This window comes from Candidatus Riesia pediculischaeffi (genome assembly GCF_002073895.1).
Lineage (GTDB): Bacteria > Pseudomonadota > Gammaproteobacteria > Enterobacterales > Enterobacteriaceae > Riesia > Riesia pediculischaeffi.
This window is the reverse complement of the sequence record NZ_CP012839.1, coordinates 277,981-304,672: the sequence shown is the minus strand read 5'-3', so window position 1 is coordinate 304,672 and position 26,692 is coordinate 277,981. Positions and strand designations below refer to the sequence as shown.

The window sequence follows — 26,692 nt, the reverse complement described above, 5'->3', positions numbered from 1 at the left end:
GATGTGTATGAATTACGGATCATTTTTTTTCTCAAATGCTGCTATCATGTCTCCTATATAGAGTTTGACATGAGGTTTGATCCTAACACCACATTCGTCCCCTTCTTTCACCTCATTAACCTTACTTTGAAACCTTTGTAAGGAATCGATTTGAATGTCTTGAAAAATCATCTTCTCTCCTCGAAATATCGAGATGAGGCTATCCTTCTTTATCCTTCCCTTCACGACCATACAACCCACTATGGTACTGTGATGATCTTTTAGATGAAAGATGTTTTGAACGTTCAGCGTACCGATCTGTACCTTTCTATCATATACTTTTTTCGTAACATTTCTTCTGAGTTCATCCTCTACATCTTGCAAAAGTTTATAGATAACCGAATAATATCTGATATCTATGTGATTTCTAACTAAAAATTTTTTTGAGATATGTTCAGTTTGAACGTTAAATCCAAATATTATCGATTTAGATGTGATAGCTAGAATAACATCATTCGTATTGATTTGACCGACGCCACATCTGATGATCTTAACATACTTTTGGATGTTCTTTCTACAATACGTTCTGTTTATTTCATCTAAAGAACTTTGAATAGCATCCATCATTCCTTGCGTATCAGTTTTTAAAATGATGTTCAAGGTTGTTGTTTCGTTATCTTTTTTAAAAAAATTTTTCTTGTTTTCTTGCATTATGCTACTTTTCTGGATATCTAATTCGATTTCTCTGGATCTAGCTCTCCGAATTGTCGCAAAATTCTTCGCTTTTTTTTCACTTTTCAACACTATCAACTTGTCTCCTGCTAACGGTATATCGGACAATCCAAGTACTTGAACAGGAACACAAGGAAGCGCTTCTTCTACGTTTTTTCCATTTACATCAATGATTTTCTTAACTTTTCCGTACTCGAAGCCGCATAAGATGACTTGTCCTATTTTTAGAACACCCTCCCTGATTATGACATTTACCACAGGACCTCTTCTTTTATCTAAAAATGATTCGGTTATCGTTCCGATCGCTGGACAGTTTCGATCTGCTTTTAATTCCATCAATTCCGCTTGTACTAGAATCGCTTCTAGGAGATTATCGATTCCTTCTCCAGTTTTAGCAGAAACATAGACGAACTGATCCTCTCCTCCCAATCTTTCCGATTGAACTCCGTATTTTAAGATATAGTTCTCTATATCTTTGTTGAAAGATATTTTTTTATCGATTTTATTAACTGCAACTATTACTGGAATATCGAAAGATTTGGCATATTGAATCGTTTCTATAGTCTGTTGCATAATACCATCGTCTATCGCGATCACTAAGAGTACAATATCCGTCATATCAATCCCACGCAACCTCATATTGAAGAAAGCGGAATGTCCCGGAGTATCTAAGAAAGTAATTGCCTTTTCATTGTATCTTTTATCCGCATGAAAGTGATGAACATTAATCGTTTGTGTGATACCTCCTGTTTCTTTCGATAAGACATTGGTTGAACATATCCTATCTAGTAAAGAAGTTTTCCCATGATCAATATGTCCCATGACACTTACTATTGGAGGACGAACTCTCAAAATTTTATCATTTCTTCGAAATGTACTATTTCGATAATCGATTATTTCCGATTCGATGTCTTTTTCGTTATATCGATCCATATTCGCGTTAATTCGTACCATTCTTATAGACACGGGTTGTTAAATTGATGAGCATCATAAATCTGTATTATTCTATTTTCTATGATAGAAAATGTTCTTGATCTATTCTGGAAACTTCAGAAAAGATCATACAAAGGGATATCTTACCTTTTGATAGAATACGGATGATTTTCATTTTAATCGAAGAAAATTCATTTCCGAATGATTTCATGATCTTAAGATTTCAAGTTAAGATGTTCTTACGAAGCATTTTTACCTTTCTTTAAGATCAATTCATTTACCTTTACAGAAATATATGATGGATGAAATATATTTCCATCTTTTTTGTTATCCGTTGAGATCAAATAGCATCTTACAATATTAAAAAAAATAATACGTTTAAAAATCTTGAACGAATGACTTTTGAGACCATCGGATGAAATTCGCTGTTCGCCATCGAAGATAAAATGGATCCTCTTTAATTTCTACTCCGGTAAGATCTTTCGTATTCATTTATGTCTGAGTAAAAGGGACTATCTCTTCACAGTTCCTTACATGAACAGAATAGATGGAACACTTCGTTATTTTTTTCCCAAACCGTAAGATACATTCGTTTTAATGTCATCGGAAAAATTTTGAGATGACTTAAAAAATCATTGATAAATTTTGAACCTTTCATTCATATCACATCAATTAAATGGTCTAAAAACATCCCCTACGAACACAACACTCCGTACATTATCCTATCTTCAAAAGGATATGTGGAATATTTGTAAAATTGTCGATCATTTTTGACATATCATTCTTAAGATAATCTCCAAGAATCCAGATAACGAAGGGATCAAAAAAGTTTTGAAGCGATCGAACGACCGAACTAAAATACATACCGCCGTTGTCGAATATCTTTTTCTTCTTCTCATAGAGTCACAACCGTATTCTCTAAAGATCTTACAACATTTAAAACACATCGATCCTCATTTGTTCAATTTCATTAGATCCACAATGATCATTCTTCAACTCAATTTATCGGGTTTTTAGAGATATTCAGATTTTTTTCAAAGTTTTGATTCTTATGAGATATCCCCTTATCTGTCATGATATTCAGCTCCCATCTATCATCATCTTGATGATCTTTCAGCAACTTAGAAGCTAATTTAACGTTTTGTCCATTTCTTCCAATAGCTTGAGCAAGATTCTTTTCTTCAACTGTAACATCTACAGTATATCTCTCTTCATCTACGATGATTGAAGAAACTTCAGCAGGTGCCATAGCATTAATTGTAAACTGCGTTAAATTTTCATTCCATAGTATAACGTCGATTCTCTCTCCGCATAATTCGTTAGAGACTGCTTGGACCCTAGATCCTCTTATTCCTACACAAGCACCTACAGGATCCACCCTTTTGTCGTTGGTGAATACAGCTATCTTCGATCGTATTCCAGGATCTCTTACGACAACTTTAATCTCTACGATCCTTTCATAAATCTCTGGAACTTCCATGCGAAACAATTCAGTCAACATCTTGTCACTTGTTCTATCTACTATCAGTTGGGGACCTCTGCTGATATCTCTTCGAATTTCTTGAAGAACTCCTTTGATTCGATCATTTATCCTAAAGATCTCGCGCGGTAACATTTTCTCTTTAACAATCATCGCTTCCGCATTATGTCCTACTTCGAATATAACACTATCTTTACTAATTTTTTTAACGGTTCCGGAAAGAATCTCTCCATTTTTTTTGCTGAACTGTTGTACTACGACATCTCTTTCAGCTTCCCTTACTTTTTGAAAAATGACCTGTTTTGCAGTCTGTGTAGCAATGCGATCAAACTGGATTGATCTTATTTGGCATTCTATATAATGCCCTAGTTCAACATCAGAATCTTCGAATCTTGCCGCTTCTAATGTGATTTCAAGAGTTGGCTGCACTACTCTTTCCACCACCAACCACCTTCTGAAAGTATCAAAATCACCAGTTTTTTGATTGATGTTAACTCGAACATCAATATCTTGATTATATTTTTTTTTCGTTGCAGTTGCTATTGCGATCTCAAGTGCTTCAAAAATCTTTTTTCTTGGAATTGATTTTTCGTTAGAGACTAATTCGACAACGGTGAGAATCTCTTTGTTCATCGGAATTACCTATCGCTTCATTGAAAGTTATCGATCTAAGTAACTTCTCCTTTAAAGAGAGTATAAAACATCCAAGTCATAAAATACATTCTTAAAAACCACTGTTTGTTGATAATGAACCTCATAAAATATTCCATTTGATACAATCCTTCGATCCATTATCGTACTTAAAAAAAAAGAAAAGGGCTAAACAGCCCAAAAATTCTTAAAGAAGAAACAAAAAATTTTAAAAGCACATACACATCCCTATGTTTGATTGATCCGATTCGTGGTTGCGGGAGTTGGATTTGAACCAACGACCTTCGGGTTATGAGCCCGACGAGCTACCAGTCTGCTCCACCCCGCGATAATATTCCAAATTATCTAAATCATACCGAGGACGGGAATTGAACCCGTATGCCAACAGGCACTACCCCCTCAAGATAGCGTGTATACCATTTCACCACCTCGGCTGACTGTGATAAAAGAGTGATGTAGATTACTAACGAAGAGATCACTTCTCACTTTGGTATCTCTCCTAAAGTATTCATACGAGATTCTTCTCGTTCTTTGACAATTCCTTTTACATTACTTGAAGATATATTCTTCCATTTATTTTCTTCTTCTTCAGAAATTCTGGAATAAATATTATTCATCATTAGACTGACGATGAAAAAAAGAGTAGAAAGAATAACGGTCGATTTATTTAAAAATCTACCAGAACCAGAGGACCCAAAAAAAGTGCTAGAAGCTCCTGATCCTTTTACACTACCTATCTCACCACCCTTTCCAGGTTGGACGATTATAAAAAATATAAGAAACATGCATATTAAGAAGAATATAAAGGATATAAACATGAAAATCAATCCCTACCGATATGATCATACATCTATACTAAGAAGTTTATATTGATTTCGATAGAGATTCAATAGAATTTAAAAAATATTTCAAGTTTTCTGTAACTTTACGTCATGAATTATCAATTGACTTTTGTAAGTTCTTTATTTGATGTACAAATTTTAAAATACCTTTCTTATGTTGTCCTTCTATCATGATCCTAATCAATTTTTCTGTACCCGATTTTCTAAATATTATCCTTTCGTCTTTTCTTAGTTTTCTCCGTGTTTCTTCGACGATTTTTTTAAGATCGTTTAGGATGTTCTTCCCTTTTTTTTCGTCAAATTTGATGTTTACCAAAGTTTGTGGCATCAATTTGATTCCTTGACATAAATTGAACAGACTTGTCTGGTTTTTAACCATAATTTTGAGTACCTGCAATCCCGCGATAATTCCATCACTTGTAGAAGAGTGATCTAATAAGATGATATGACCAGAGCTTTCTGCTCCAAACTTCCATCCATATTCGCTCATCTTTTGAATAATATATTTTTCTCCAACTTTGGATCGAATGAACGGAACACCTATTCTTTTCAATTCTTTTTCTAAAGAACTGTTATTCATCAACGTACCTATCACACCTCCATTGTATGGATCGTTGTTGGAAAAAACAGCATCTCTTACGATGATATAAATTATTTGATCTCCATTGATATAGTTCCCTAGATGATCGACCATCGAAATTCTATCACCGTCCCCATCAAGCAGAATACCTAAATGAGCATTTTTTTCGATAACTATCCTTCTTAATTCGGATAGACTTTCTTTTTCATTTCTATGATTGACATTAAATCCACTTGGTTCACAACCGACCGTAACGACAACCGCACCTAGTTCTTGTAATATACGCGGTGCTATATCGTATGTTGATCCATTGGAACAATCTAAAACAATCTTCATCCCTATCAAGCTCAGTTCTTTAGAAAAAATTTTTTTGCAAAAACTGATGTATTTTTTGTTGACATTTTGGACATTTTTAGATTCACCACAAAAATAGGATTTCTCTTGAGTTGTAGCGCATCGAACTACATTTTCTATCTCATGTTCCATGAGTTCGGGAATCTTTGTACCATCTTCTAAAAATACTTTGATTCCATTATCGTTATGTCTATTATGGGATGCTGAAATAATCATTCCTATTTTTTTATGGGATATCCTAGTTAAAAACGATACAACAGGAGTAGACGTCAATCCGACATCGTAAAAAGATAATCCTGATAAAAGAATCCCAGATTCTATCGCCGATTTTAAAGTTTGTCCGGAATTCCTTGTATCTCTTCCTACAATAACACCTCTAGTTCTTTTTTTTAAAAACACTTTTCCAATAGAATAACCTAGTCTTAAAAAAAAATCTGGAGTGATCGGATACCTTGAACTCCCCTCGAATACCATCTGTACCGAAATATCTATCTTTTCTCATCCTTACACCTGACTAGATTTGATTTTCCTGACGATGCGCATAGCTTGTACCGTCTCTTTCACATCATGGGTTCGAATAATTTTCGCTCCTTTTAAAGCAGCGACAGTCGCGCATACAATACTTCCATTTAATCGATCATGAACAGGTATTTGAAGTAAATCTCCAATCATAGATTTTCTAGATATTCCGACCAAAATAGGATGTTTTAAGGAACACAGTTGTTCTAACCGCGACAACATTTCATAGTTTTCAGAAGTTGTTTTTTTAAACCCGAATCCTGGATCTATAATGATTCTCTTTTCCTCTATACCTGCATTTCTTAATCTTTCAATATTTTTGATAAAATATTTCTTCAAAGATGGAATAATTTTTCCATCAGATGAACGATCAGCGATATTATGTGTGACACATATTGGTATATCTTTATGATTTGCTACGGATAGTACACTTTTTTCATCGAAATCTTCTACGTTATTAATCATGCTAACTCCTATCTTGATCATCTCTTGCATGACCAAAGCTTTCGATGTGTCGACCGAAACTGGGATATCGAACCGATCAACGATCGATTTGACTATCAAAAAAATCCTTTCTAACTCTAACTCTTCGTGGATATTTTTAGAACCTGGACGAGTTGACTCTCCTCCAATGTCCACGATAGAAACGCCATCAGATATCATTTCATGAACTTTTTTTAAGGCAGAATCGATACTATATCTACTCATGTCATAGAAGGAATCTGGAGTTAAATTCAACACCCCCATAACGACCGGATGATCTATGTTGATTCTGTATCGTCTACATCTAATTTTCATATTTGATTTCAAAAAATCTCGTAAATATTTTTACAATCATGCTAGCATTGATGTATCTTTGTATTGCTCCTACACTTTATTTTTTTTTGAAGGTTCAAACGATATCTTTTGATTCATGATATCTTCTATCTGTTTGGAATCAATTGTCTCGTATCTCATCAGAGCATCCTTCATTGTATGAAGGATTTCTATTCGATCACTTAAGATTTTGCGAGCTCTTTCGTAATTGCGATCTATGATATCCTTTATCTCCTCATCCACAGCCCTCGCTGTCTTTTCAGATATATGATTCGATTTGAGTACAGAACGTCCTAAAAATACTTCATCTTCTTCTTCTGCATATAATAAAGGACCGAGTTTTTCTGAGAAACCCCATTGCGTTACCATGTTTCTCGCCAAATTCGTAGCAGTTTTAATATCATTAGAAGAACCTGTAGAAACCCTACGAGCACCGTAGATAATTTCTTCTGCTAATCTACCTCCATATAAAGTAGAGATTTGACTTTCTAACTTCTGCTTGCTAATGCTGATTTGATCGCCCTCTGGAAGAAAAAAAGTGGTCCCTAACGATCTTCCTCTGGGAATAATTGTGATCTTATGTATTGGATCTTGTTCCGGAACAACTTTTCCAACTATCGCGTGTCCCGCTTCATGGTAAGCAGTAAGCTCCTTCTGTTCTTCTGTCATAACCATGGATTTATGTTCGCTGCCCATCATAATTTTATCTTTCGCTTTTTCAAAATCTTCCATGGTTACAACCAATTGGTTCATTCTAGCCGCAAATATTGCAGCTTCGTTTACTAAGTTGGATAGGTCTGCACCGGAGAATCCAGGTGTTCCTCTAGCTAAGATAGAAGCATCGACTTCAGAACTGAGTGGTATTTTCTTCATATGGATCCTTAGTATTTGCTCTCTTCCTCTTACATCTGGCAATCCTACCACTACCTGTCGATCGAATCTTCCTGGCCTCAATAGCGCTGGATCTAATACATCTGGTCTATTGGTCGCTGCGATCACAATGATACCTTCATTACCTTCAAAACCATCCATCTCAACTAACATCTGATTTAAAGTTTGTTCCCTTTCGTCATGTCCTCCTCCTAGACCAGTTCCTCTTTGTCTCCCTACAGCATCAATTTCATCGATAAATATAATGCATGGAGAAGTTTTTTTAGCTTGTTCGAACATATCTCTAACCCTAGAGGCACCTACTCCAACGAACATTTCTACAAAGTCAGAACCAGAGATCGTAAAAAAAGGAACCTTCGCTTCTCCAGCAATAGCTTTGGCTAATAGCGTTTTACCGGTTCCAGGAGGTCCTATCATCAGAATTCCTTTTGGGATCTTTCCTCCTAACCTCTTGAATTTTTCTGGTTCTCTTAAATATTCAACGAGCTCTTCTACTTCCTCTTTCGCTTCGTCACATCCTGCAACATCTGCGAACGTGGTCTTCACCTCATTTTTAGATAACATTTTTGCTTTGCTCTTTCCGAAAGACATTGCTCCTTTTCCACCGATCCCTTGTATTTGTCTCATAAAAAATATCCAAACTCCTATCAAAAGAAACATTGGAAACCAAGATATAAAAATAGTCGCTAAAATACTCTGACCTTGTGGTGGTTCTCCGACAACGATAACATGCCTCTCTAACAGAGTATCTAATAACTTCGGATCCTCTTTTAAAGGAATATAAGTTAAGTAACTGCTGTTATCCTTTCTCTTAACATCGATTTCTCGTTCAAAAATTTTTACTTCTTTAATTCTGTCATTAGTTAGGTCGTTTATAAAAGTGGAGTAATCCATTTTTTGAACGTTTGTTTCGTTTGTATTAAAGCTTTGAAACAAGGACATTAGTATTATCGCTATGACTACCCAAAGGATCAAATTTTTTGCCATATCGCTCAAAGTGAGTATACCTCTCTCTTTTTTTTGCTGAATTAGTTTTTGTGACAATAGCCATGATTTTCTCTAAATCTTTTTGCAACGATGTAAACCTCATTCGAACTTTTTAACGAAGAACGTGGTTTTCGGATATATAATTCTGAAAAATTTTTTCTGATTTCTTCACACTGTTCTGAAAATTTTGCTCCATGAAATACCTTCATAACACAATCTCCACCTGTAATTAACAGCGATCTACAAATTTCTATCACTCTCTCAAAGAGAAGCAAACATCTTTGAGAATCTACCACCGATTTTCCGGTGATATTTGGACACATATCTGATAGTACAACATGAGCAGGAAGCTCTAAACTTTTCGATAATCTAATTATTGTACTTTCCTGAAATACATCACCTTGAAAAAAATGAACGTTTTTAATCAAATTCATCGGTTTTAAATCACATGATATAATTTTTCCTGAAATACCAGCTACTTGGGAGGCATAACTTGACCATCCTCCTGGAGAGGATCCTAGATCAACCGCTCGCATTCCTGAAAAAAGTACCCCATCTTTTTTTTGAATTTCGTATAATTTAAACCATGCACGAGAACGGACTTTTTTTTTTTGATTGAACAAAGTAAAATTCTTTGTTTCTTCTTGATATCCAACTGGAAAAGGGACTGGATCTATTCTTCTTTTTCATTTTTTATTAAATTTCGCCATGAATGCTTCATGTAATCTCTGCGTAGAACAAAGTCTATTTTTTAAGTAGAACTACATTCCATAAAGAATGGAAAAATTTTCTACGATTAAAAAACCATGTGATAGACGGTATGAAAACCAGAACGTATCAATCTTCGTAAAAGTGATCTTGTATATTACTTTCGTGAAATCTTAAGTTTTTATGATTTTTAGAAAAGATAAAGAAGTTCGCTTTTTAAGCGTGTTCATTTTCGGTATCATATGAGATATGTTTAATCTCTAGTATTTTATAGATCGCTATTCCACGAGGGGTAGTTATTTTGACTATATCTTTTCTTTTCCTCCCTATCAAACCTCTTGCTATCGGAGAGCAAAAAGAAATCAAATTTTCTTTAAAGTTAGCTTCATCCTCCCCAACTATTCGATAAGATGATACTTTTTCGCAAGATATATCTTGCAAAACTACCGTTGATCCGAATGTCACATAATCGCTATTCTGTATCTGAGTGACATCTACAATGTAAGCGTTTGACAGCTTTCTTTCAACCTCCTTAATCCTTCCTTCTAAGAAGCTTTGTTCTTCTCTAGCAGCTTGATACTCCGCATTTTCCTTTAAATCTCCATGTTTTCTCGCTTCTATCAAAGAAGCGATTATTTCAGGACGTTTAACATTTTTTAAAAATTCGAGTTCTTTCCTTAATTTTTTTTCCCCGTTCAGTGTCATTGGGATTCGCTTCATTTATAAACCTCGATTGCAAAAATTACAATATTCAATCTTACTTAACCTAAGATTAATATATTGATAATCATTAAAATTTTCTGTTTCAAATATCATCTTCAAAAAAGTATATACTTTTTTTTGAAAGTGTTATGTTAAAAATTAAACTTTAAGATTCTTAAATATCGAAAACGATTGCGATTTATGATTTTTTTGAAGTATTTTTTGAAGAGATCGATAAGATCAAATGTCTTTTATTTTTTATAGAAATATTAATTTTTTATCGAACTAATAGATTTGATCGAATTATTATTGTGTCTTTGATCGTATGTAACGTTTATGCTACGCAGTAAAGTAAATAAACTTTCTAAAAAAAATACAAATAATCATCGCGTCCCTTCATTTCTAAAGTATGTTTTTTATTATCTTTTTTTCTACTTTATTGAATTTTTGTGTTTTCGACATAATCGAATATATCTTTACAAAGATCTTTAAGTCCGATGTTCTCAATAGCAGAGATAGTATAGTATTTTTCTCTCCATCGTAAATTTTGAACAATCTTACTCGCGATTTCTTCATAATCTTCTTTTACAAGATCAATTTTATTGAAGACAATCCACCTCTTCTTTTTGAATAAACTACTTTTATATGAAAAAATTTCTGAATCGATCATCTTGATGTTTTTAATTATAGAACTTTGAATTTCTGGAGAAATATCTACGATGTGTAAAAGTATAGAACACCTTTCCAAGTGTTTTAGGAAATTTATCCCCAGACCTACACCTTTAGAAGCGCCGTTTATCAATCCTGGAATATCCGCTACTACGAACTTTCCATTGTTTACATTTACAACTCCTAAATGAGGAAATAAAGTTGTAAATGGATAGTTTGCTACTCTTGGTTTAGCAGAAGAAATTTGACGGATCAAGGTAGATTTTCCTGAATTTGGCGTTCCTAACAGACCAACATCAGCAAGCAATCTGAGCTCCAAGAATATTTTTTTCTTTTCACCTGGCTTTCCTAGAGTACACCTGTTGCTTCTTCTTGTTCTAAATCGGTAGTTACCTAAACCGAAAGACCCTCCTTCAGCGATCTTGATAGATTGATGATGATCGGCTAAATCTACGATCATTTCTCCTGTCCTTCGATCAAAAACCCTGGTTCCTACAGGAACGGTTTGTACTGTATCTTTTCCTTCCTTTCCTTTTCTAAAATTATTTTTCCCGTTTTTTCCATCTTCGGAACGTATTACTCGATGGTAATGATAGTATGTTAGAGTATTTATATTTTTATCTGATACTAAATATACATCTCCTCCCTTTCCTCCATCTCCACCATTGGGTATTTTTCTTCTCAACAGACGTGTCTTCTCTTTTCGAAAGCTAACACATCCTGATCCTCCATTTCCTGCCAACACCGATATTTCTACTTCGTCAATAAATTTCATGTTATCAACTTTTATAAAATTGTTCTAAAAATTATCTGACTTTCTATAATTACATACAGAGATCTTCAGGGATAACATTGACGTATTTTTTTTTTCTTTTCTTTTGTCTCATAAAGTTAACTTTTCCATAAGTTAACGCAAACAACGTATAATCCCTCGCACAACCTACGTTCTTACCGGCATGAAATTTTGTTCCACGTTGTTTTACGATAATGTTCCCCGGAAATACGATTTGACCTCCAAATTTTTTTATTCCTAATCTTTTTGATTGAGAATCTCTTCCATTTCTTGTAGAACCGCTTGCTCTTTTGTGCGCCATTTTTTATCCTTTTGTTGAAAAAGCTTTTTTACTTTGATCATCGTAAATTTTTGACGATGACCTTGTTTTTTTCTACTATGCTTTCTTCTTCTAAACTTGATGATCTGAATTTTTTTTTCTTGAGAGTGTGATATTACTTTTACGACAATCTTTGTATGTGGTATGAATGGATCTCCTATTTTAAAAAATCTTCTATCATCATAGATAGCTAAAATTTGATTTATTTCGATTAGACTATTTATTTTGACGTTCAATCGATCTATCTTTATGTTCGATCCGATCTTTGCAAAGTATTGTTTAGAATGTTTTCTAAAAATTATATACATGAAAATTTTAACCGATAATGATTGTGATGAGATTTTTTCTATTTTAGAAACAAATTAATATGATTCATAATATTAAAATATTAGGATAAAAATTCAGTGAAAATAAAAAATGAACTTTCATTTAAATTATAATAATTTTTTATATATTTTCCAGAAATTTTAAGTTATTTGAAGAATTAGATGAAAATGAAACTAGGACCAATTGTCGAATTAATTAAAGAGGAAATGTACTTTGTAAATAAATTGATTCTAGATCAATTTAGATCTGATATTCGATTGATTAACGAACTGATGAAATATTTTAATAAAAGATCTGGAAAGAGAATTAGACCTATAATTACATTGTTATGTAGTAAAATATTAGGGTTTCGAGGAAAAAAAAATATCATTGCGGCATCTTTAATTGAATTTATTCACATTGCAACTCTTTTACACGATGATATCATCGATTCTTCCATTGTGCGTCGAGGACAGAAGAAGTCAAGTATGGTGTTTGGAAATGAAGCAAATGTTCTAATAGGAGATTTAGTATATACGAAATCTTTAAAAATGATGATTGAATTAGATTCGAAAAAAGTTTTAGAGTTGATCACCGATACCGTACATATTATCGTTCAAGGAGAAATTTTACAACTTTCTAATCGTAATTTAGAAATTTCTGAAAATTTATATATGAAGACGATATATCAGAAAACTTCTAGCTTATTCGAAGCAGCTTCATGTATTACAGCTACTATCTGCAACGTCGATTCTGACAAAAAAAAAGTTTTTAAAAAGTATGGTAGACATTTTGGAAATGCATTTCAATTAATCAATGATATTAGAGATTATAAACGTTGTAATAATTACAAATGTTCAGGAAATGATTTAAACGACGGTAATTTTACTCTACCGTTAATACATGTTATGAAAAAGATTCCCGCAAAAGAATCTATAAAAATAAAAAAAATGATTCAAGATGGAAGAGGTAGATATGCTTTAAAACGAATACTACCGCTCATGAAGCGATATAGATCTTTAGAGTACTCTGAAATGGTAGCAAAAAAAGAAGTTAAATATGCAATTCGATCATTGAGTCACCTCGAATATTCTTCTTATAAGATAGCATTAACACAACTTGCTATATCGATACTCTATTAGAAGTAATTTATTGCTTATGTCAAATTGAGTGTTCATAATATTTCGATTCTAATTCAACAGTTCTTTTTTTTCTTATGATATTTGAACCTTACGTTAGTAAGCTATTTTAAGTCTTTACGAATCCTCGTGAGAATGTACATTTCAGGATATACTCCCATTATTTTTTTCATAAAATATTTTCCGGCTAAATAGTGAAAGATCATTTTTCTGTAGTGATCTTTATGTTTTCGTAGAAACAAAAATTTTTTCATTAATATGAAGATATCTATACTGCTTATCACAGACTAATTTTGAACTGAATTCTTCATAAAATTTTTCGTATTTATCACAATGTTCATTACATATTTTAAATTTGAATGATGTGTTTAATGTATGGATTTCTTTATAGAATAAATATGAGTAATTTTTTAGAATTACAAAAATTGAAAAAATTAACCACTATTGAAATCGGTAATGCTTAGGTGGTAATGATATCAACTAAACATGCGGTATACATTGTAGATTTAATTTGAATTATTAACTTCTCTATAAGAACTTTAAAAGTTTTATTGTACTATGTAGAAGAAGGTTCACAGTTTCCGTCAGTGTTAACTATTTAATATTTTTGTGAACTTAGCTTTTTTGATGTGACGAACATTAGAACAAATACTTTAGACATTAGATATCGAACACATTGAGTTAAGGAAGTATGATTTAAATCTTCGCTGATTCAACAGCGTACACAAAATAATGTCAAGATCGCTATTTTTTTCTTTCAGATCCTGAGTATGGAATATTTTGAAGATTTGAATTAATCGCATGATTTTATCTGAAAATTTTTATAAATTTCAAGAAATTACGTAATTTAAAAGTTTGGATTTTATTATTGTTTAATATATCATCAAATACGATGATTTAATTTAATCAACCTTCATACAAGATAAAATAGTGACTATTCAAACTGATGAACAGAAAGTTAAGAGAGATTATTAATAACTTTAAGTCATTATCAACGGTCGAAAAGAGGTCTTAATGAACAATCTTTTAAATATTCCATCTGGAAAAAATTTACCATATGATTTTTTTTCCATTATAGAAATTCCTGAAGGGTCTAAAGTTGTAAAATATGAAATCGATAAAAAATTTGGATCTATATATGTTGATAGATTTATTCCATCTTTGATATCTTATCCTTGTAACTATGGATATATTAATCAAACCCTTGGAAAGGATGGGGATCCTATAGATACATTAGTGATTACTCCGTGTCCGATACTTTCAGGATCGGTTGTTCGTTGTAGACCAATTGGTACTTTAAATATGCGAGATGAATCTGGAGAAGATGTTAAAATTATTTCTGTACCCCATCGCTCCTTAACGAGAGATTATGATCACATTAAAGATATAAATGATCTTTCAAAAGGTATGCAAAGAAAGATAGTTTATTTCTTCGAACATTATAAAGATTTAGAAGAAAACAAATGGACTTCCGTGGAAGGTTTGGGAGATCTTGATTGTGCGTACGATGAAATTATTAAATCAGCGTTAAAGTAATATTTAACTTTGATTTTCTTAAATGTATCTTTTTTTTGATTAATGATAGGAAGAAGTTCCTTATTATTTGAGTCGTCATAGAAGGTATTTTTATTTTCTTTGTATGTAAGATTTCTTAACATTCCTAAATAATTTCGTTATTGTAATAGAGAAATTTTAACTTCTTCCACTTTTTTGTTAAAATCCGCTGTAATTCAAGAACATTTGAAAATGGAGTAAAAGTTTCTTCGAATAAGAACATAAATATGTTTTGATAAATTTTCAGATCAAGTTTAAAAGTATTTAATTCTTGAAATCCTTGAAATAACCAAACATCCTAGAAATTTNAAATTTATTTTGTAAAATGAATGATGAAAAACGAATAGCTATTCTAAATAGATTCAAAAATCGAGACACATGTTCTTCTAACATCGATCTGTTCGTACGTTCTAATTTTGAGTTATTGATCTCTACGGTATTATCTACGAGATCGAGAAATAACATGGTTAATACTGTAACTCAAAATCTATATAGATTAGCTGATGATTCAAGAAAGATGTTAAATTTGGGTTATAAAAGAATCAAAAAATACATAAAGAAGATAGGATTATCTAATACTAAATCAAGAAATATTTTGAAAATTTGTCGGATTTTGATTCAAAAACATAATGGAGAAGTTCCCGATAGCAGAGAGAAACTAGAATCTCTTCCAGGAGTAGGAAGAAAAGTTTCTAATGTGGTACTGAACGTTGGTTTCGGTATTCCAACGATCGCGGTAGATACTCATGTTTTTAGAGTTTGTAATAGGATTGGTTTCGCTAACTTCTCAGATCCTTTTAAGTTGGAAAAATGGTTGTTACAGTTCATTCCAGAAAAATTTAAGAAGAGATTTCATTATATCTTCTTTTTGCACGGGAAAGTTATTTGCACTTACAATCGTCCCTTATGTTCTTGTTGTTTTATCGTTGATTTATGCGAATTTAGGTATAAAAATATATAAAAACTGGTTAATCATTGTAACAAATGGTGTTTATAATATTCAATTAATTCTTGATGAAATAAAAGTTCATCACGATGAGATAAATTGCGCAATTTTTCCCATGAAAAGATAATGATTTTTTTTGATATGAAGATTTCAAAAATTGGGGACTTCTTTCAGTAATTTGCAAGGTTATTTGTAAGTGTTACGTCATATATCTGTTAATATTTTTTTGATATTGTTTATTTATAATCGAAGGATTTATATCGTACTGGTTAATCTTGTTAAAACGATAAGTTGATAAGATCGAGTGCTCTTTAAATTCATTTCGAATATTGTTTAGTTCATAATAACGTAATAAAACATATTTAGCTATGTTTTCTATATTGTAGAAGTCTGTCACAATAAACGAATAATAGAAACAAATGGAATATTTCTAATTAATGATTTATTAAAAATAAAACGTGAAATCACTTCATCACATAAGAATTATGTACCTTAAAAATAAATTGAAATTGTTGTACGATACAGAAAATTAAGTAATATTCGTATTTCCAATTGTTTCTTTTGAACATATCGACTTGTTAAAATTTTTAAAGCATTATATGAATAAGTAAACTTTTATAAGTTTAACGAGAGATATTTAGAGGTTTTTGAAAACATCAATTCTTTGGATGATCATTGTAATCGTTTGTAAAATATTATGCGCTTAAAACTTATTTCAGAAACTAAATTACCAACAGAATTCGGCGAGTTTACTTTGGTCGGATTTGAGGAAATTATCAATGGAAACAACCATATAGCGCTTATTTATGGAAATGTTATCGAAAAAAAACCAATCTTATCGAGGATTCATTCTGAGTGTTTAACGGGAGATGTTTTCTTGAGTATGAGGTGTGATTGCGGATCTCAATTAAGAGCATCTTTGATGAAGATAGTTCAAGAAGGTAGCGGAGTATTTTTATATCATCGTCAGGAAGGAAGAAATATTGGACTATTAAATAAAATTCGCGCTTATTCCCTTCAAGATGTTGGATTTGATACTGTAGAAGCGAATTTAAAATTAGGTTTTAAATCGGATGAGCGAGATTTTCAGATCTGTGCAGATATGTATCATCTGTTATCCATCAATAGGATAAAATTGATTACCAACAATCCCGAAAAAGTTAAAATGATGCAACATTTTGGAATAAGGGTTGTTGAAAGAATTCCGATGATAGTCGGAAGAAATTCAAAAAATTATCATTATTTGAATACAAAGGTTAAAAAACTAGGACATCTCTTGTAGAGATCGAATCTGATATTCTCCCTTCTTTATTATTCTAATTCTATAAATTATTCAATCCTGACGTAAGGTCTCTTTAAGATGATTAGGATTGTACATATGATCAATTTAAGATTTTTAAAGTACAACCGTCCTTTAGCAATCGAATAATAAAATATCGATTAAACATTCAGACTTCGAGCGATATAAATCTTTTACTCAAGAACGTTAAATAATCGTAGAAAAGATATTTAAGATTCTGTTTAAAACCCCTTTATGAACGACGTACCTAATCGAAATTATTTTCTTTTCCTGAACGTTTTTCAAGATGTATTCGTCGCTGGTACTCAATTCATCTATTAATCCTTTCTCTTTTGCTTGAACACCGTACCAATATTCTCCAGTAGACACAATATCGATATCTAGATTAGGTCTGTTTTTTTGGACGAACTTCTTGAAGAGAATATGAGTATTGTTAAGATCTTGAATAAATTTTTTTCTTCCAGATTCAGTGTTTTCTCCTAAAAATGTTAGGGTTCTTTTATGTTGCCCAGCTGTATGTAACTCGATATCAACGTTTTGTTTTTTTAGAAATCGATAGATATTCGGTACTTGACCAACAACCCCGATAGATCCAACAACTGAGAATGGTGCTGCAATTATATAATCTGCTACGCAAGCCATCATATATCCCCCGCTAGCAGCTATCTTATCTATCGATATAGTTAACTTTACTTTTTTTTTCAATCTTTCCAACTGAGCAGCTGCTAATCCATATCCATTCACTGTCCCTCCAGGACTCTCCAAATTAAGTAATACTTCATCATGTTTTTCAGCGATAGAAAGGACTGTCGTGATTTCTTTTCTTAGAGAATTTACTTCTTCTGCATCAACTGTACCTTTGAAATTTATTATAAACAAACAAGGTTCTCTCTCTTTTGTATCTTTATTCTTCTTTTCTTTTATTTTTTTTGCTCTTTTTTCCGATTTTCTCCATTTTTTGTATTCTTCTGCGTTCATTTTGAATCGCATCATATTTTGTTTTCTAGATGAATATTTTTTGCTTACGTTCACAATCTTAAAATTTCCTTTTTTATTATGTTTTTTATTTCCAGCAGAAAAAGCAAATGAAAACGTTAAAATCACTCCGAAAACAATAGTGACAGTTTTCGCTAAAAATAATCCATAAGATAAAAAAAACTCCATGTTATACCTCCTTCAGATCATGGTTAATAATTGACATCATGAATAAAAAATTTTTATAATCATCGAGATCAAATTATCCTATTTTTTACGATTTTATAATGGTATGTAAATTTCTAAATCTTTTTAAAAAAAACATCTTAATTACCGGAGCTAGTGACGGAATTGGAAAAGAGGTCGCAAAAACATACTTTCGTCATGGAGCTAATTTGTTGTTGATCGGAAAAAATAGAGAAAAAATGAATCTCGTCAAAAGATCATTGATTCGATCTAAAAAATTTTCTCAAAAAATAGAAAATTATATATTTGATCTATCTGAGAAAAATGAGTCGAAATATTTTAAGTTAACTCAAAAAATACGGAGAGATTTTCCAACACTAGACGGATTAGTACATAATGCAGGGATATTAGGAAAAATTTCCCCCCTTATTAATCAGACAATCAGGTCATGGAACAAAGTTCTACAAGTAAACCTTAACTCGGTCTTCATTATAACAAAATTTTTACTTCCGTGTTTATTAAATTCAAAAAATGGTTCTCTGTTGTTTACTACTTCTAATGTTGTAAAAGATGGAAAAAAAAATTGGTCTCCTTATTCCGTTTCAAAGTCTGCAATAGAAGGTCTTATGAAGACTTTGTATCAAGAATATCAGGATAGCAGTTTAAGAATAAACTGCATTAATCCTGGAGCCATAAGAACTAAAATGAGATTGCAAGCATATCCTTCAGAAAGCCGTAAAGATGATTTAAAAACTCCCGGTGAAATTATGTCAATATACCTTTATCTTATGAGCGATAAAAGCATCGGAATTTCTGGACGTGTTTTTAGTTTTGATCGTAAATCCCAGTGTTTTAAACCAAAATAATCACTAGATCAGAGTATTAAAAGTCGCTTTCACTTATTGTGTTCATCGAAGTGCTATAGGACAAACACACATTTTGATCTTGTTAGTGTTGTGATAAAAACATGGTAAGCGATCTAGTTTCGGTATAAAAAGTTTTAAAAATAAACTTGATACTCTCATCAATTTAGGGATTTTTCAACGTATACGTCCTCAAAAGAGGTGATATTTAACATTATTGCCAGATCTTCAAAAAAAAAATCGATCGCAACAGACGTTTTTCTTGAATGTAATAAGGTTTTCATCGTTGGAATGAGTGGAATTGGACGTTTTTAATTTAAAATCCTTACAATTTTTTGATCAGTTCGTTATTTTTTTTTTGAGTACCAATCTTTTTTAAACAAGATCTATCCCAGTTATAAGGGATAGATCTTGTTCAGAAAATAACGTATTTTTTGATCACATAGAATTCACATGGATTTTTGTATAATCGATTAATTTTTAACATTTCAAAGTTTTCGTTAAGAACATGATCGAAGTATTTCAGAATATGCAGCTAACGTAACTGGTATAAAAATATCAATGTCAATCAAAACATCTTCAATTCTTCAAGAAAGTTCAAACTTTTTAAAAAATCGATTTGGCGATATCTTGTTACTATCACTTATCTCAGCTGTGATCAGTGCAACTATTTACCATTCCATGATTTCAACGGAAGAAATTAATAAAATTGTAAAAATCGTTAGAGAAAAGAAAAATGTACATTCTGTAGTATCTTGGATTCAAAAATTATCTAAAGATGATAAAACGTTCCTCATAAGGACATCCTTTCTTTCATTAATAACGATCGTTGTAGGATTTACCATACTTACTTCATCCGTTGTTGCTTACTTAAATGAATGGGATAAAAGAAAACTAATCGATCCGGTTCGATCTCTTTTTTTATCGTTGAAAATGGTTCCGAAAATGTTGATTCTTTTGATATCTCATGCTTTAACTATTTATTTCGGGTTTTTATTTTTTATACTACCTGGAATCATGATATCGATCGGATTTTCCCTCTCTCCAATTATTTTAATAGTAAGAGAAGATACAGTTCCCTTCAAAGCGATGATCGAAAGTTGGAACATTTCTTTTCGATATTTCTGGCAGATATTGTTCATATGGTTAGTATGGATATTCCTTCAGATGTTTTTTTCGATCATCTTTGAAAAGATGTTTTATATCAATAACATTTTTGTCAAGAACGTCGTGCATTTCACGGTAAAAAATTTGTTTACTTCCTTTGTTTTAATCTGTTTTTTTCGATTGTATACACTTAGCATGTTTAGAAAAACGATGGAATGAATGGTATAGAGTTTTAGTGATTGTATGGAGCGTAATTGTTACCTGATCATCTTCTCTGTCATGAAATTCATAATATTGAAGGATGAGTTACTAACATTTACTATCTATCTCAATTTTAACTGAACAGTTATTCTAAAATGGAATTTTGGAAGTCATTCTGTTCAGCGATTAATTCTTGTTATGATAGGATGAATGATCTATCAAAGGGTGGATAAGATAAACAATATTGTTATCAAACTGATCCATGTTTCAAAAATGAAAATAATAAAAAAAAAATTCTTAAGTTTGTTACTATCGATATCAATTTTAGAAAAAATAAAATCTTTTTTTAGGAAAGAAATACAAAAAGTGAATTTCATCCTTTCATACTCCAAACTGCTTCAAAAAAATCAAGATGGATATCATGCGAGATACGATAGAATACAACTTTTTGAAAATCATGAGTCTTTACGATCTATTATTCAAGATATCGATCAATCTTCGAAAAACGTAAATATGATGTTTTACATATGGAGTTCAGGAGGATTGGTAGATAAAGTATCTAATTCGTTGATTGAAGCATCTGGAAGAGGAGTGGAATGCAAGATCATAGCTGATTATGTAGGTAGCTGGTTATTCTTTCGCAGTTACCAATTAAAAAGAATGAAAAGAGCAGGAATCAAGATCGTAAAATCATTAAAGATCAGCCTAATACATCACCTGATATTCTCTCATAGGTTAGATTCTCGTCAACATAAAAAAATAGTTACGATAGATGATCGTATATCGTACATTGGAAGCATGAATATGGTGGATCCAGAATATCGTAAAAAAGATGGAAACCATCATTCTACAGTAGATATTCTGATCAGGATCGAAGGAGAAGAAGTTTCAAGCATTCTGAATCATATTCATTCGTTCGACTGGTATATAGAAACTGGAGAAATATCCGAAAAGTTCAAAAAAAAAAATCCGGAGATAAAAATTCTATCTTCTGGGATTTTGTTTCCTAAAGATCTCATCGAAAATTTCCTAATATATTCTATTAAGAACGCAAAAAAAAATATTCTTATCACCACACCATACTTCATACCTAGCAAAACAATTTTAAAGTTAATCTGCGCAACATCTCTCAGCGGAGTACATGTATCGATCGTTTTACCGAAAGAAAATAACTCCTGTTTTGTACATTGGGCTAGTAGAAATCTATACGAAGTACTCTTAAGATCTGGAGTGAAAATTTATCATTTTTATAAAGGTTTTTTACATACAAAAATAATAATAATCGACAAAAAGTTCAGCATAGTTGGTTCGATCAACTTAGATATCAGGAGTCTCTCCGTTAATTTTGAGGTTGTTGCCGTGATAAACGATTTCATTTTTGTAGATCAAATTGTAAAATTACAGACTCGATACATCAGATGTTGTAGCAAAGTCGATCACCAAAGATGGAATCATCGTCCACTCTGGAATAAAGTCATCGAAAAATTTTGTTATTTTTTCAGATCCTTATTATAGAAGCCGTTCGTTGAATAAAGGTCAAGTGATTTTACAGACTTCTTACCATTTTTGGATAGATGAGATATTTCTATTAGATATCGTTTTCATCAAGAATATTTCTTAATGATATGGACATCTTTTTTTACATCAAGACTCCTCAACACTTCCTCTTCGATTTCCGATGTTCTTGTAAGATTTTTTTGATAGTCAACGATCTTCATCACATCAGAATTAGATAAGATCCGCGTTATTTCGCACTTGATAGAATCTATCATATTCAAAAATAATACAAAAGATTCTCTTTTGTATTCTAATTTCGGATCTTTCTGAACATATCCTCTTAAATGAATCCCCTGCCTCAAACAATCCATGACGGATAGATGATCTCTCCAAAAACTATCTATGATACTTATCATAACATTTTTTTCAAAGTTACGCATAAAAGACTTTCCGACCTTCTTCTCATTTCTTTTATATGTGTCACTGATCTTCCTCATTATCCTATTCTTTATCTCCTCCTTTTTCATTTGAGAGAACTGAGATTCCCATTCTTGTTTCGATAAATTAAAATCAAGTTTATTCCTTAACGTTTTTAAAAGGTCATTTTTTCTACTTTTTAGGATGAATTTTGAAGAAAAATAATCATCTATCAACTTAAAAACAATCTCTTTTCTTATGTTATAGACGATTTTTCTGATATTTTTTGTCTCTAACAGTTGATTCCTCTGTAGATATATCGTATATCTTTGATCATTGATAACATCATCGTATTCTAAAAGTTGTTTTCGAATTTCAAAATTCCTGCCTTCTACCTTTTTCTGAGCGTTTTCTATTGCTTTCGTTATCCATGGATGTTCTATTGCTTTTCCAAATTCTATATCCAACTTTCTCATAACATTGATGATTTTTTTTGAAACAAATATCCGCATCAAGGGATCCTCCATGGATAAATAGAATCTAGAAGATCCTGGATCTCCTTGTCTTCCCGATCTTCCTCTCAATTGATTGTCGATCCTACGTGATTCATGTCGTTCTGTTCCAATAATATGCAATCCGCCCATAGATGTTATCTGATCATGTTGCTTTTTCCATTTCATTTTAATAGGATCGATTTGTACAGAACCTAAACGTCTATTCCTTTCAATTTCCGATTTCCAATTTCCTCCAAGGACAATATCTGTTCCCCTACCTGCCATGTTGGTCGCAATAGTTACAGAACCTATCTTCCCAGCATTAGCTATGATATCCGCTTCCAGATCGTGAAACTTTGCATTCAAGATCTGATGTGGAATATTAGATCGATGTAGAATTTTTGAGATTTTCTCTGATTTTTCAATAGAAATAGTTCCGACCAGTACAGGTTGTCCTCTGCGAAAACATCTTCGAACTTCATCGACGATCGCAAGGATTTTTTCTTTTTCAGTAATATATACTAAGTCTGGAAAATCATTTCGAATCATTGGACGATGAGTTGGTATTACGATCGTATCTAATTGATAGATCGTTTTGAACTCATAAGCTTCCGTATCCGCAGTTCCTGTCATTCCAGCTAATTTATCATATAATCGAAAATAGTTTTGAAATGTAATCGAAGCCAAAGTTTGATTTTCTTCTTGTATCCTTACACCTTCTTTTGCTTCAATAGCTTGATGTAATCCATCCGACCAATTCCTTCCTTCCATCATTCTTCCGGTATGTTCGTCCACGATAATTATTCTTCCATTTTTAACAATATAATCTATATTTTTGTGAAACAGGGTATGTGCTCGCAAAGCAGATATCACTCGATGTAAAAGAATTATATTTTTTGTCGAATACAAAGATTCTCCAGGAGAGGTAAGTTGAATTTTGATCAACAGCCTTTCAAGCAGATCTAATCCTCTTTCTGTCAGGGTGACCTGTTTATGTTTTTCATCTATCGAAAAATGACCATCTCCTGAAAAATTTTCTGAATCTTCTCGTTCTTGTTTTTTAAAATGAGGTACTAAATCATCAACTTTTCGATATAAATCCACATTACTTTCTGAAGACCCGGATATTATCAAAGGGGTTCTCGCTTCGTCTATTAAGATTGAATCAACTTCATCTATCAAGGCGTAATGTAAATTTCTCTGAACTTTATCTTCTCTACTGAACGTCATGTTATCTTTAAGATAGTCGAATCCGTATTCATTGTTCGTTCCATATGTAATATCTTTCATATATGCTTCCCTTTTCTTTCGCAATGACATGCCTGATAAATTTAGTCCAACACTAATTTTCAAGAATTCGAACAACGGTCTGTTGCTCTCTGCATCCCTTTTAGCTAAATATTCGTTTGCAGTAACAATATGAACTCCTTTACAGGATAAAGCATTCAAGTAAGCTGGTAACGTTGAAGTTAAAGTTTTTCCCTCCCCGGTCTTCATCTCTGCAATACATCGTTGGTTCAATACAATACCGCCTAGCAATTGCACATCGAAATGTCTAATTTTTAAAACCCGTTTACTAGCTTCTCTAACTGTCGCAAAAGCTTCCGGTATGAGATCATTTAATTTCTCTCCAAGAGATAATCTTTTCTTAAATTCATCAGTTTTACTCTTGAGATCACAATCTGATAGTTTTTCAAATTGATTTTCTAACTTGTTGATCATTTCTACTGATCTGTTTAATCTCTTTATAACTCGATCATTTCGACTTCCAAAAATTTTGGTTAATAATTTGGTTACCATAAATTATTCTCAATCAAATGTATAATTAAATCAAAATATGTTCTTTTAATTTAATGATAGAGATCAATACGAAATTTATGTAGCTGAATGGTTGATATCTTATTCTAAACTTTATGATTTATCATATTTAAGATAAACTAACCACCATTTAAAAAAATGAACTTATCTAATCGAACAGCATCGAAAATATTCTATCTATCCCAAAGTTGAACGATTAAATAAGATACTTAAAAAGATCAAACGTGTGCGATAATTATCCAAAAACATTTTCTTTCTTGTTACAAGAAGATCAGTTCAGAAAAAGTAAATTAAAGATGATTCATGAGAAGGCAAAGTTGTTGATTCGATTGAACAAAATTGTCCTGAGAATTCTTCCAAAAGATTTGAAAAATAAATGTCGAGTAGCTAATTATCGAGATTTTATTTTAATACTTGAGGTAATTAATGCAAGTAGAAAAATGAGATTATGTTTTGAACTGCCGCTGTTAATAAAAGTTTTAAAAGATTCTGTACTGCCAGCTTTATCTTCAATTCACATTATCGTTAATCCTTATCTTTCTTTCGATGAGGATGCATTCTGCGAGGATACATATTGTTCCTTATCCGAACAAATAGTAAACTCTTATCGTTTGAGCAAAATGAAGGAGAGTTTTAGAAATTCGATGAAAAGAGAAGAGAATTTAGAAATTCAACTGATGAAACTGAATTATCTTTTATTAAAGAAAAAAATGAAATGAACAGTTAAATTGAAATTCCAAGACATAAAAACAATCGTAAAATAGTCCGCAATTTGCTTTTCAAAGAGAAAAGCATCCTGTAATCTATATCTCCTAATTGTTTGACAACGTTTGAAACATATAATCGAATAAAGACAGTCCGACCATATTGCAAGAGGGTTTCTAATCATCTCGTTCAGTTCAGTTTTCAGTTCCAACGTACGAAACGCGCCCTACAGGATTCGAACCTGTGATCTACGACTTAGAAGGTCGTTGCTCTATCCGACTGAGCTAAGGGCGCAGAAGTACTTCAATTGAATTGATTACATCATCACGTTCATTTTATTATAAAATAATATTTGGATTAAGCACAATATGTTAGCAAAAATTATTGATGGAAAAAAAATTTCTAAAATTATCAGAAAAAAAATTTATGAAAGAGTAAAAGTTAGAATCGCTTCTGGAAAAAGAGTGCCAGGAGTAGCTGCTATATTAGTTGGAGATAATCCAGCTTCTAAAGTCTACGTTCGAGAGAAATATAAGATTTGTAAAACAATTGGATTTTTTTCGAAATTATATGATCTATCAAAAGATATCGATGAAGTTCATCTTCTAAATTTGATCAGTCGATTAAATAAAGATAAAGAAATTGATGGAATATTCGTTTCTTTACCTCTTCCAAAGAATATTAATTCAATTAAAATTCTTGAGAAGATAAGACCGGATAAAGATATAGATGGTTTGCATCCGTACAATATTGGACGTCTCTGTCAAAGAACACCTAAATTGAAGCCGTGCACTTCTCAGGGAATTATTACGCTTCTAAAGCGTTATAAAATCAAATTGATTGGATTGAACTCGGTAGTAGTCGGTGCATCCAATTATGTCGGAAGACCTATTTCTCTAGAGTTGCTTTCAGAAGGATGTACCATCACGATGGTTCATCGTTTCACCAACAACATGGTTTACCATATTAAGAATGCTGATCTACTGGTGGTTGCTATCGGTAAACCTAACTTCATTCCTGGAGATTGGATAAAACCAGGAGCGATCGTAGTAGATGTCGGAATTAATTGTACAGATGATGGAAAAATCGTCGGGGATGTATGCTATAAGGAAGCTATAGAGATAGCTGGATGGATTACACCCGTCCCGGGAGGTGTTGGACCAATGACTGTCACAATGTTGATGAGAAACATATTATATGCTTGTGAAATCCATTAATTTTTTTCGACA

Annotated in this window: 20 protein-coding genes, 3 tRNA genes and 2 pseudogenes; 9 read left to right on the top strand and 16 right to left on the bottom strand. The window is 32.1% G+C overall.

The window, feature by feature from the left end:
• Window positions 1-12 precede the first annotated feature (12 nt).
• The 13 genes and pseudogenes from infB to rplU all read right to left on the bottom strand — a co-directional run bounded on the left by infB (window position 13) and on the right by rplU (window position 12,263).
• Window positions 13-1,644, bottom strand: coding sequence for a translation initiation factor IF-2 (gene infB / locus AOQ87_RS01475; protein ID WP_185751026.1), 1,632 nt, complete (start codon window positions 1,642-1,644; stop codon window positions 13-15).
• Window positions 1,645-2,686: 1,042 nt separating this feature from the next.
• A pseudogene (gene nusA, locus AOQ87_RS01465) lies at window positions 2,687-3,757 on the bottom strand (transcription termination factor NusA); the annotation flags it as partial.
• A gap of 269 nt (window positions 3,758-4,026) precedes the next feature.
• A tRNA-Met gene (locus AOQ87_RS01460) sits at window positions 4,027-4,103 on the bottom strand.
• 25 nt (window positions 4,104-4,128) lie between these two features.
• A tRNA-Leu gene (locus tag AOQ87_RS01455) sits at window positions 4,129-4,209 on the bottom strand.
• A gap of 48 nt (window positions 4,210-4,257) precedes the next feature.
• Window positions 4,258-4,593 carry a preprotein translocase subunit SecG gene (gene secG / locus AOQ87_RS01450; protein WP_080626561.1) on the bottom strand — a complete coding sequence of 112 codons (336 nt, stop codon included), beginning with the start codon at window positions 4,591-4,593 and terminating at the stop codon, window positions 4,258-4,260.
• A 112-nt stretch (window positions 4,594-4,705) separates the two neighbouring features.
• Window positions 4,706-6,025 carry a phosphoglucosamine mutase gene (gene glmM / locus AOQ87_RS01445; protein WP_080626560.1) on the bottom strand — a complete coding sequence of 440 codons (1,320 nt, stop codon included), beginning with the start codon at window positions 6,023-6,025 and terminating at the stop codon, window positions 4,706-4,708.
• 30 nt (window positions 6,026-6,055) lie between these two features.
• Window positions 6,056-6,868, bottom strand: coding sequence for a dihydropteroate synthase (gene folP, locus AOQ87_RS01440; RefSeq protein ID WP_080626559.1), 813 nt, complete (start codon window positions 6,866-6,868; stop codon window positions 6,056-6,058).
• A 69-nt stretch (window positions 6,869-6,937) separates the two neighbouring features.
• Window positions 6,938-8,773, bottom strand: a complete 1,836-nt coding sequence (ftsH, locus tag AOQ87_RS01435) for an ATP-dependent zinc metalloprotease FtsH (RefSeq protein ID WP_320408867.1) — start codon at window positions 8,771-8,773, stop codon at window positions 6,938-6,940.
• A gap of 32 nt (window positions 8,774-8,805) precedes the next feature.
• Entirely contained in the window at window positions 8,806-9,387 is a 582-nt protein-coding gene (locus AOQ87_RS01430; protein WP_185751024.1) for an SAM-dependent methyltransferase, read from the bottom strand.
• A gap of 301 nt (window positions 9,388-9,688) precedes the next feature.
• A complete protein-coding gene (greA, locus tag AOQ87_RS01425) occupies window positions 9,689-10,192 on the bottom strand; it encodes a transcription elongation factor GreA (protein ID WP_080626557.1) in 504 nt (167 codons plus the stop codon).
• Between the two features lie 418 nt (window positions 10,193-10,610).
• Window positions 10,611-11,618: an Obg family GTPase CgtA gene (gene cgtA / locus AOQ87_RS01420; RefSeq protein ID WP_080626556.1), complete on the bottom strand. Its 1,008-nt coding sequence runs from the start codon at window positions 11,616-11,618 to the stop codon at window positions 10,611-10,613.
• A 49-nt stretch (window positions 11,619-11,667) separates the two neighbouring features.
• Window positions 11,668-11,937, bottom strand: a complete 270-nt coding sequence (rpmA, locus tag AOQ87_RS01415) for a 50S ribosomal protein L27 (RefSeq protein ID WP_039719673.1) — start codon at window positions 11,935-11,937, stop codon at window positions 11,668-11,670.
• The gene (rplU, locus tag AOQ87_RS01410; protein ID WP_071234023.1) at window positions 11,874-12,263 is read right to left on the bottom strand and encodes a 50S ribosomal protein L21; all 390 of its coding nucleotides are present in this window, start codon (window positions 12,261-12,263) and stop codon (window positions 11,874-11,876) included. The genes rpmA and rplU overlap by 64 nt, the downstream gene beginning before the upstream one ends.
• Window positions 12,264-12,443: 180 nt before the next feature.
• Between rplU and AOQ87_RS01405 the strand changes: the two genes are divergently transcribed.
• The 4 genes from AOQ87_RS01405 (at window position 12,444) to ribA (ending at window position 17,182) form a co-directional block, all read left to right on the top strand.
• Complete coding sequence (locus AOQ87_RS01405) at window positions 12,444-13,403, top strand: polyprenyl synthetase family protein (protein WP_080626555.1); 960 nt, start codon at window positions 12,444-12,446, stop codon at window positions 13,401-13,403.
• Between the two features lie 1,011 nt (window positions 13,404-14,414).
• The gene (gene ppa, locus AOQ87_RS01400) at window positions 14,415-14,936 is read left to right on the top strand and encodes an inorganic diphosphatase (protein WP_080626554.1); all 522 of its coding nucleotides are present in this window, start codon (window positions 14,415-14,417) and stop codon (window positions 14,934-14,936) included.
• A 343-nt stretch (window positions 14,937-15,279) separates the two neighbouring features.
• Window positions 15,280-15,915, top strand: a complete 636-nt coding sequence (locus AOQ87_RS01395) for an endonuclease III domain-containing protein (RefSeq protein ID WP_039719671.1) — start codon at window positions 15,280-15,282, stop codon at window positions 15,913-15,915.
• Window positions 15,916-16,597: 682 nt separating this feature from the next.
• Window positions 16,598-17,182, top strand: a complete 585-nt coding sequence (ribA, locus tag AOQ87_RS01390) for a GTP cyclohydrolase II (RefSeq protein ID WP_039719670.1) — start codon at window positions 16,598-16,600, stop codon at window positions 17,180-17,182.
• 204 nt (window positions 17,183-17,386) lie between these two features.
• Here ribA and sohB read toward each other — a convergent pair whose 3' ends face one another.
• Window positions 17,387-18,364, bottom strand: a complete 978-nt coding sequence (gene sohB, locus AOQ87_RS01385) for a protease SohB (protein WP_080626553.1) — start codon at window positions 18,362-18,364, stop codon at window positions 17,387-17,389.
• A 98-nt stretch (window positions 18,365-18,462) separates the two neighbouring features.
• On the opposite strand from sohB, the gene AOQ87_RS01380 reads away from it, so the two are divergent.
• The 3 genes from AOQ87_RS01380 to cls all read left to right on the top strand — a co-directional run bounded on the left by AOQ87_RS01380 (window position 18,463) and on the right by cls (window position 22,047).
• Window positions 18,463-19,227, top strand: a complete 765-nt coding sequence (locus AOQ87_RS01380; protein ID WP_080626552.1) for a YciK family oxidoreductase — start codon at window positions 18,463-18,465, stop codon at window positions 19,225-19,227.
• Between the two features lie 558 nt (window positions 19,228-19,785).
• Entirely contained in the window at window positions 19,786-20,550 is a 765-nt protein-coding gene (locus AOQ87_RS01375; RefSeq protein WP_080626551.1) for a YciC family protein, read from the top strand.
• A 207-nt stretch (window positions 20,551-20,757) separates the two neighbouring features.
• Window positions 20,758-22,047, top strand: coding sequence for a cardiolipin synthase (gene cls / locus AOQ87_RS01370; protein ID WP_185751069.1), 1,290 nt, complete (start codon window positions 20,758-20,760; stop codon window positions 22,045-22,047).
• A 131-nt stretch (window positions 22,048-22,178) separates the two neighbouring features.
• Here the strand turns inward: cls and secA are convergent.
• A pseudogene (gene secA / locus AOQ87_RS01365) lies at window positions 22,179-24,740 on the bottom strand (preprotein translocase subunit SecA); the annotation flags it as partial.
• Window positions 24,741-24,982: 242 nt separating this feature from the next.
• Between secA and AOQ87_RS01360 the strand changes: the two are divergent.
• Window positions 24,983-25,477: a DUF721 domain-containing protein gene (locus tag AOQ87_RS01360; protein WP_052471824.1), complete on the top strand. Its 495-nt coding sequence runs from the start codon at window positions 24,983-24,985 to the stop codon at window positions 25,475-25,477.
• Between the two features lie 206 nt (window positions 25,478-25,683).
• On the opposite strand, the gene AOQ87_RS01355 is transcribed toward AOQ87_RS01360, so the two are convergent.
• A tRNA-Arg gene (locus tag AOQ87_RS01355) sits at window positions 25,684-25,757 on the bottom strand.
• A gap of 74 nt (window positions 25,758-25,831) precedes the next feature.
• On the opposite strand from AOQ87_RS01355, the gene folD reads away from it, so the two are divergent.
• Entirely contained in the window at window positions 25,832-26,680 is an 849-nt protein-coding gene (folD, locus tag AOQ87_RS01350; protein WP_039719666.1) for a bifunctional methylenetetrahydrofolate dehydrogenase/methenyltetrahydrofolate cyclohydrolase FolD, read from the top strand.
• Window positions 26,681-26,692: the final 12 nt, after the last annotated feature.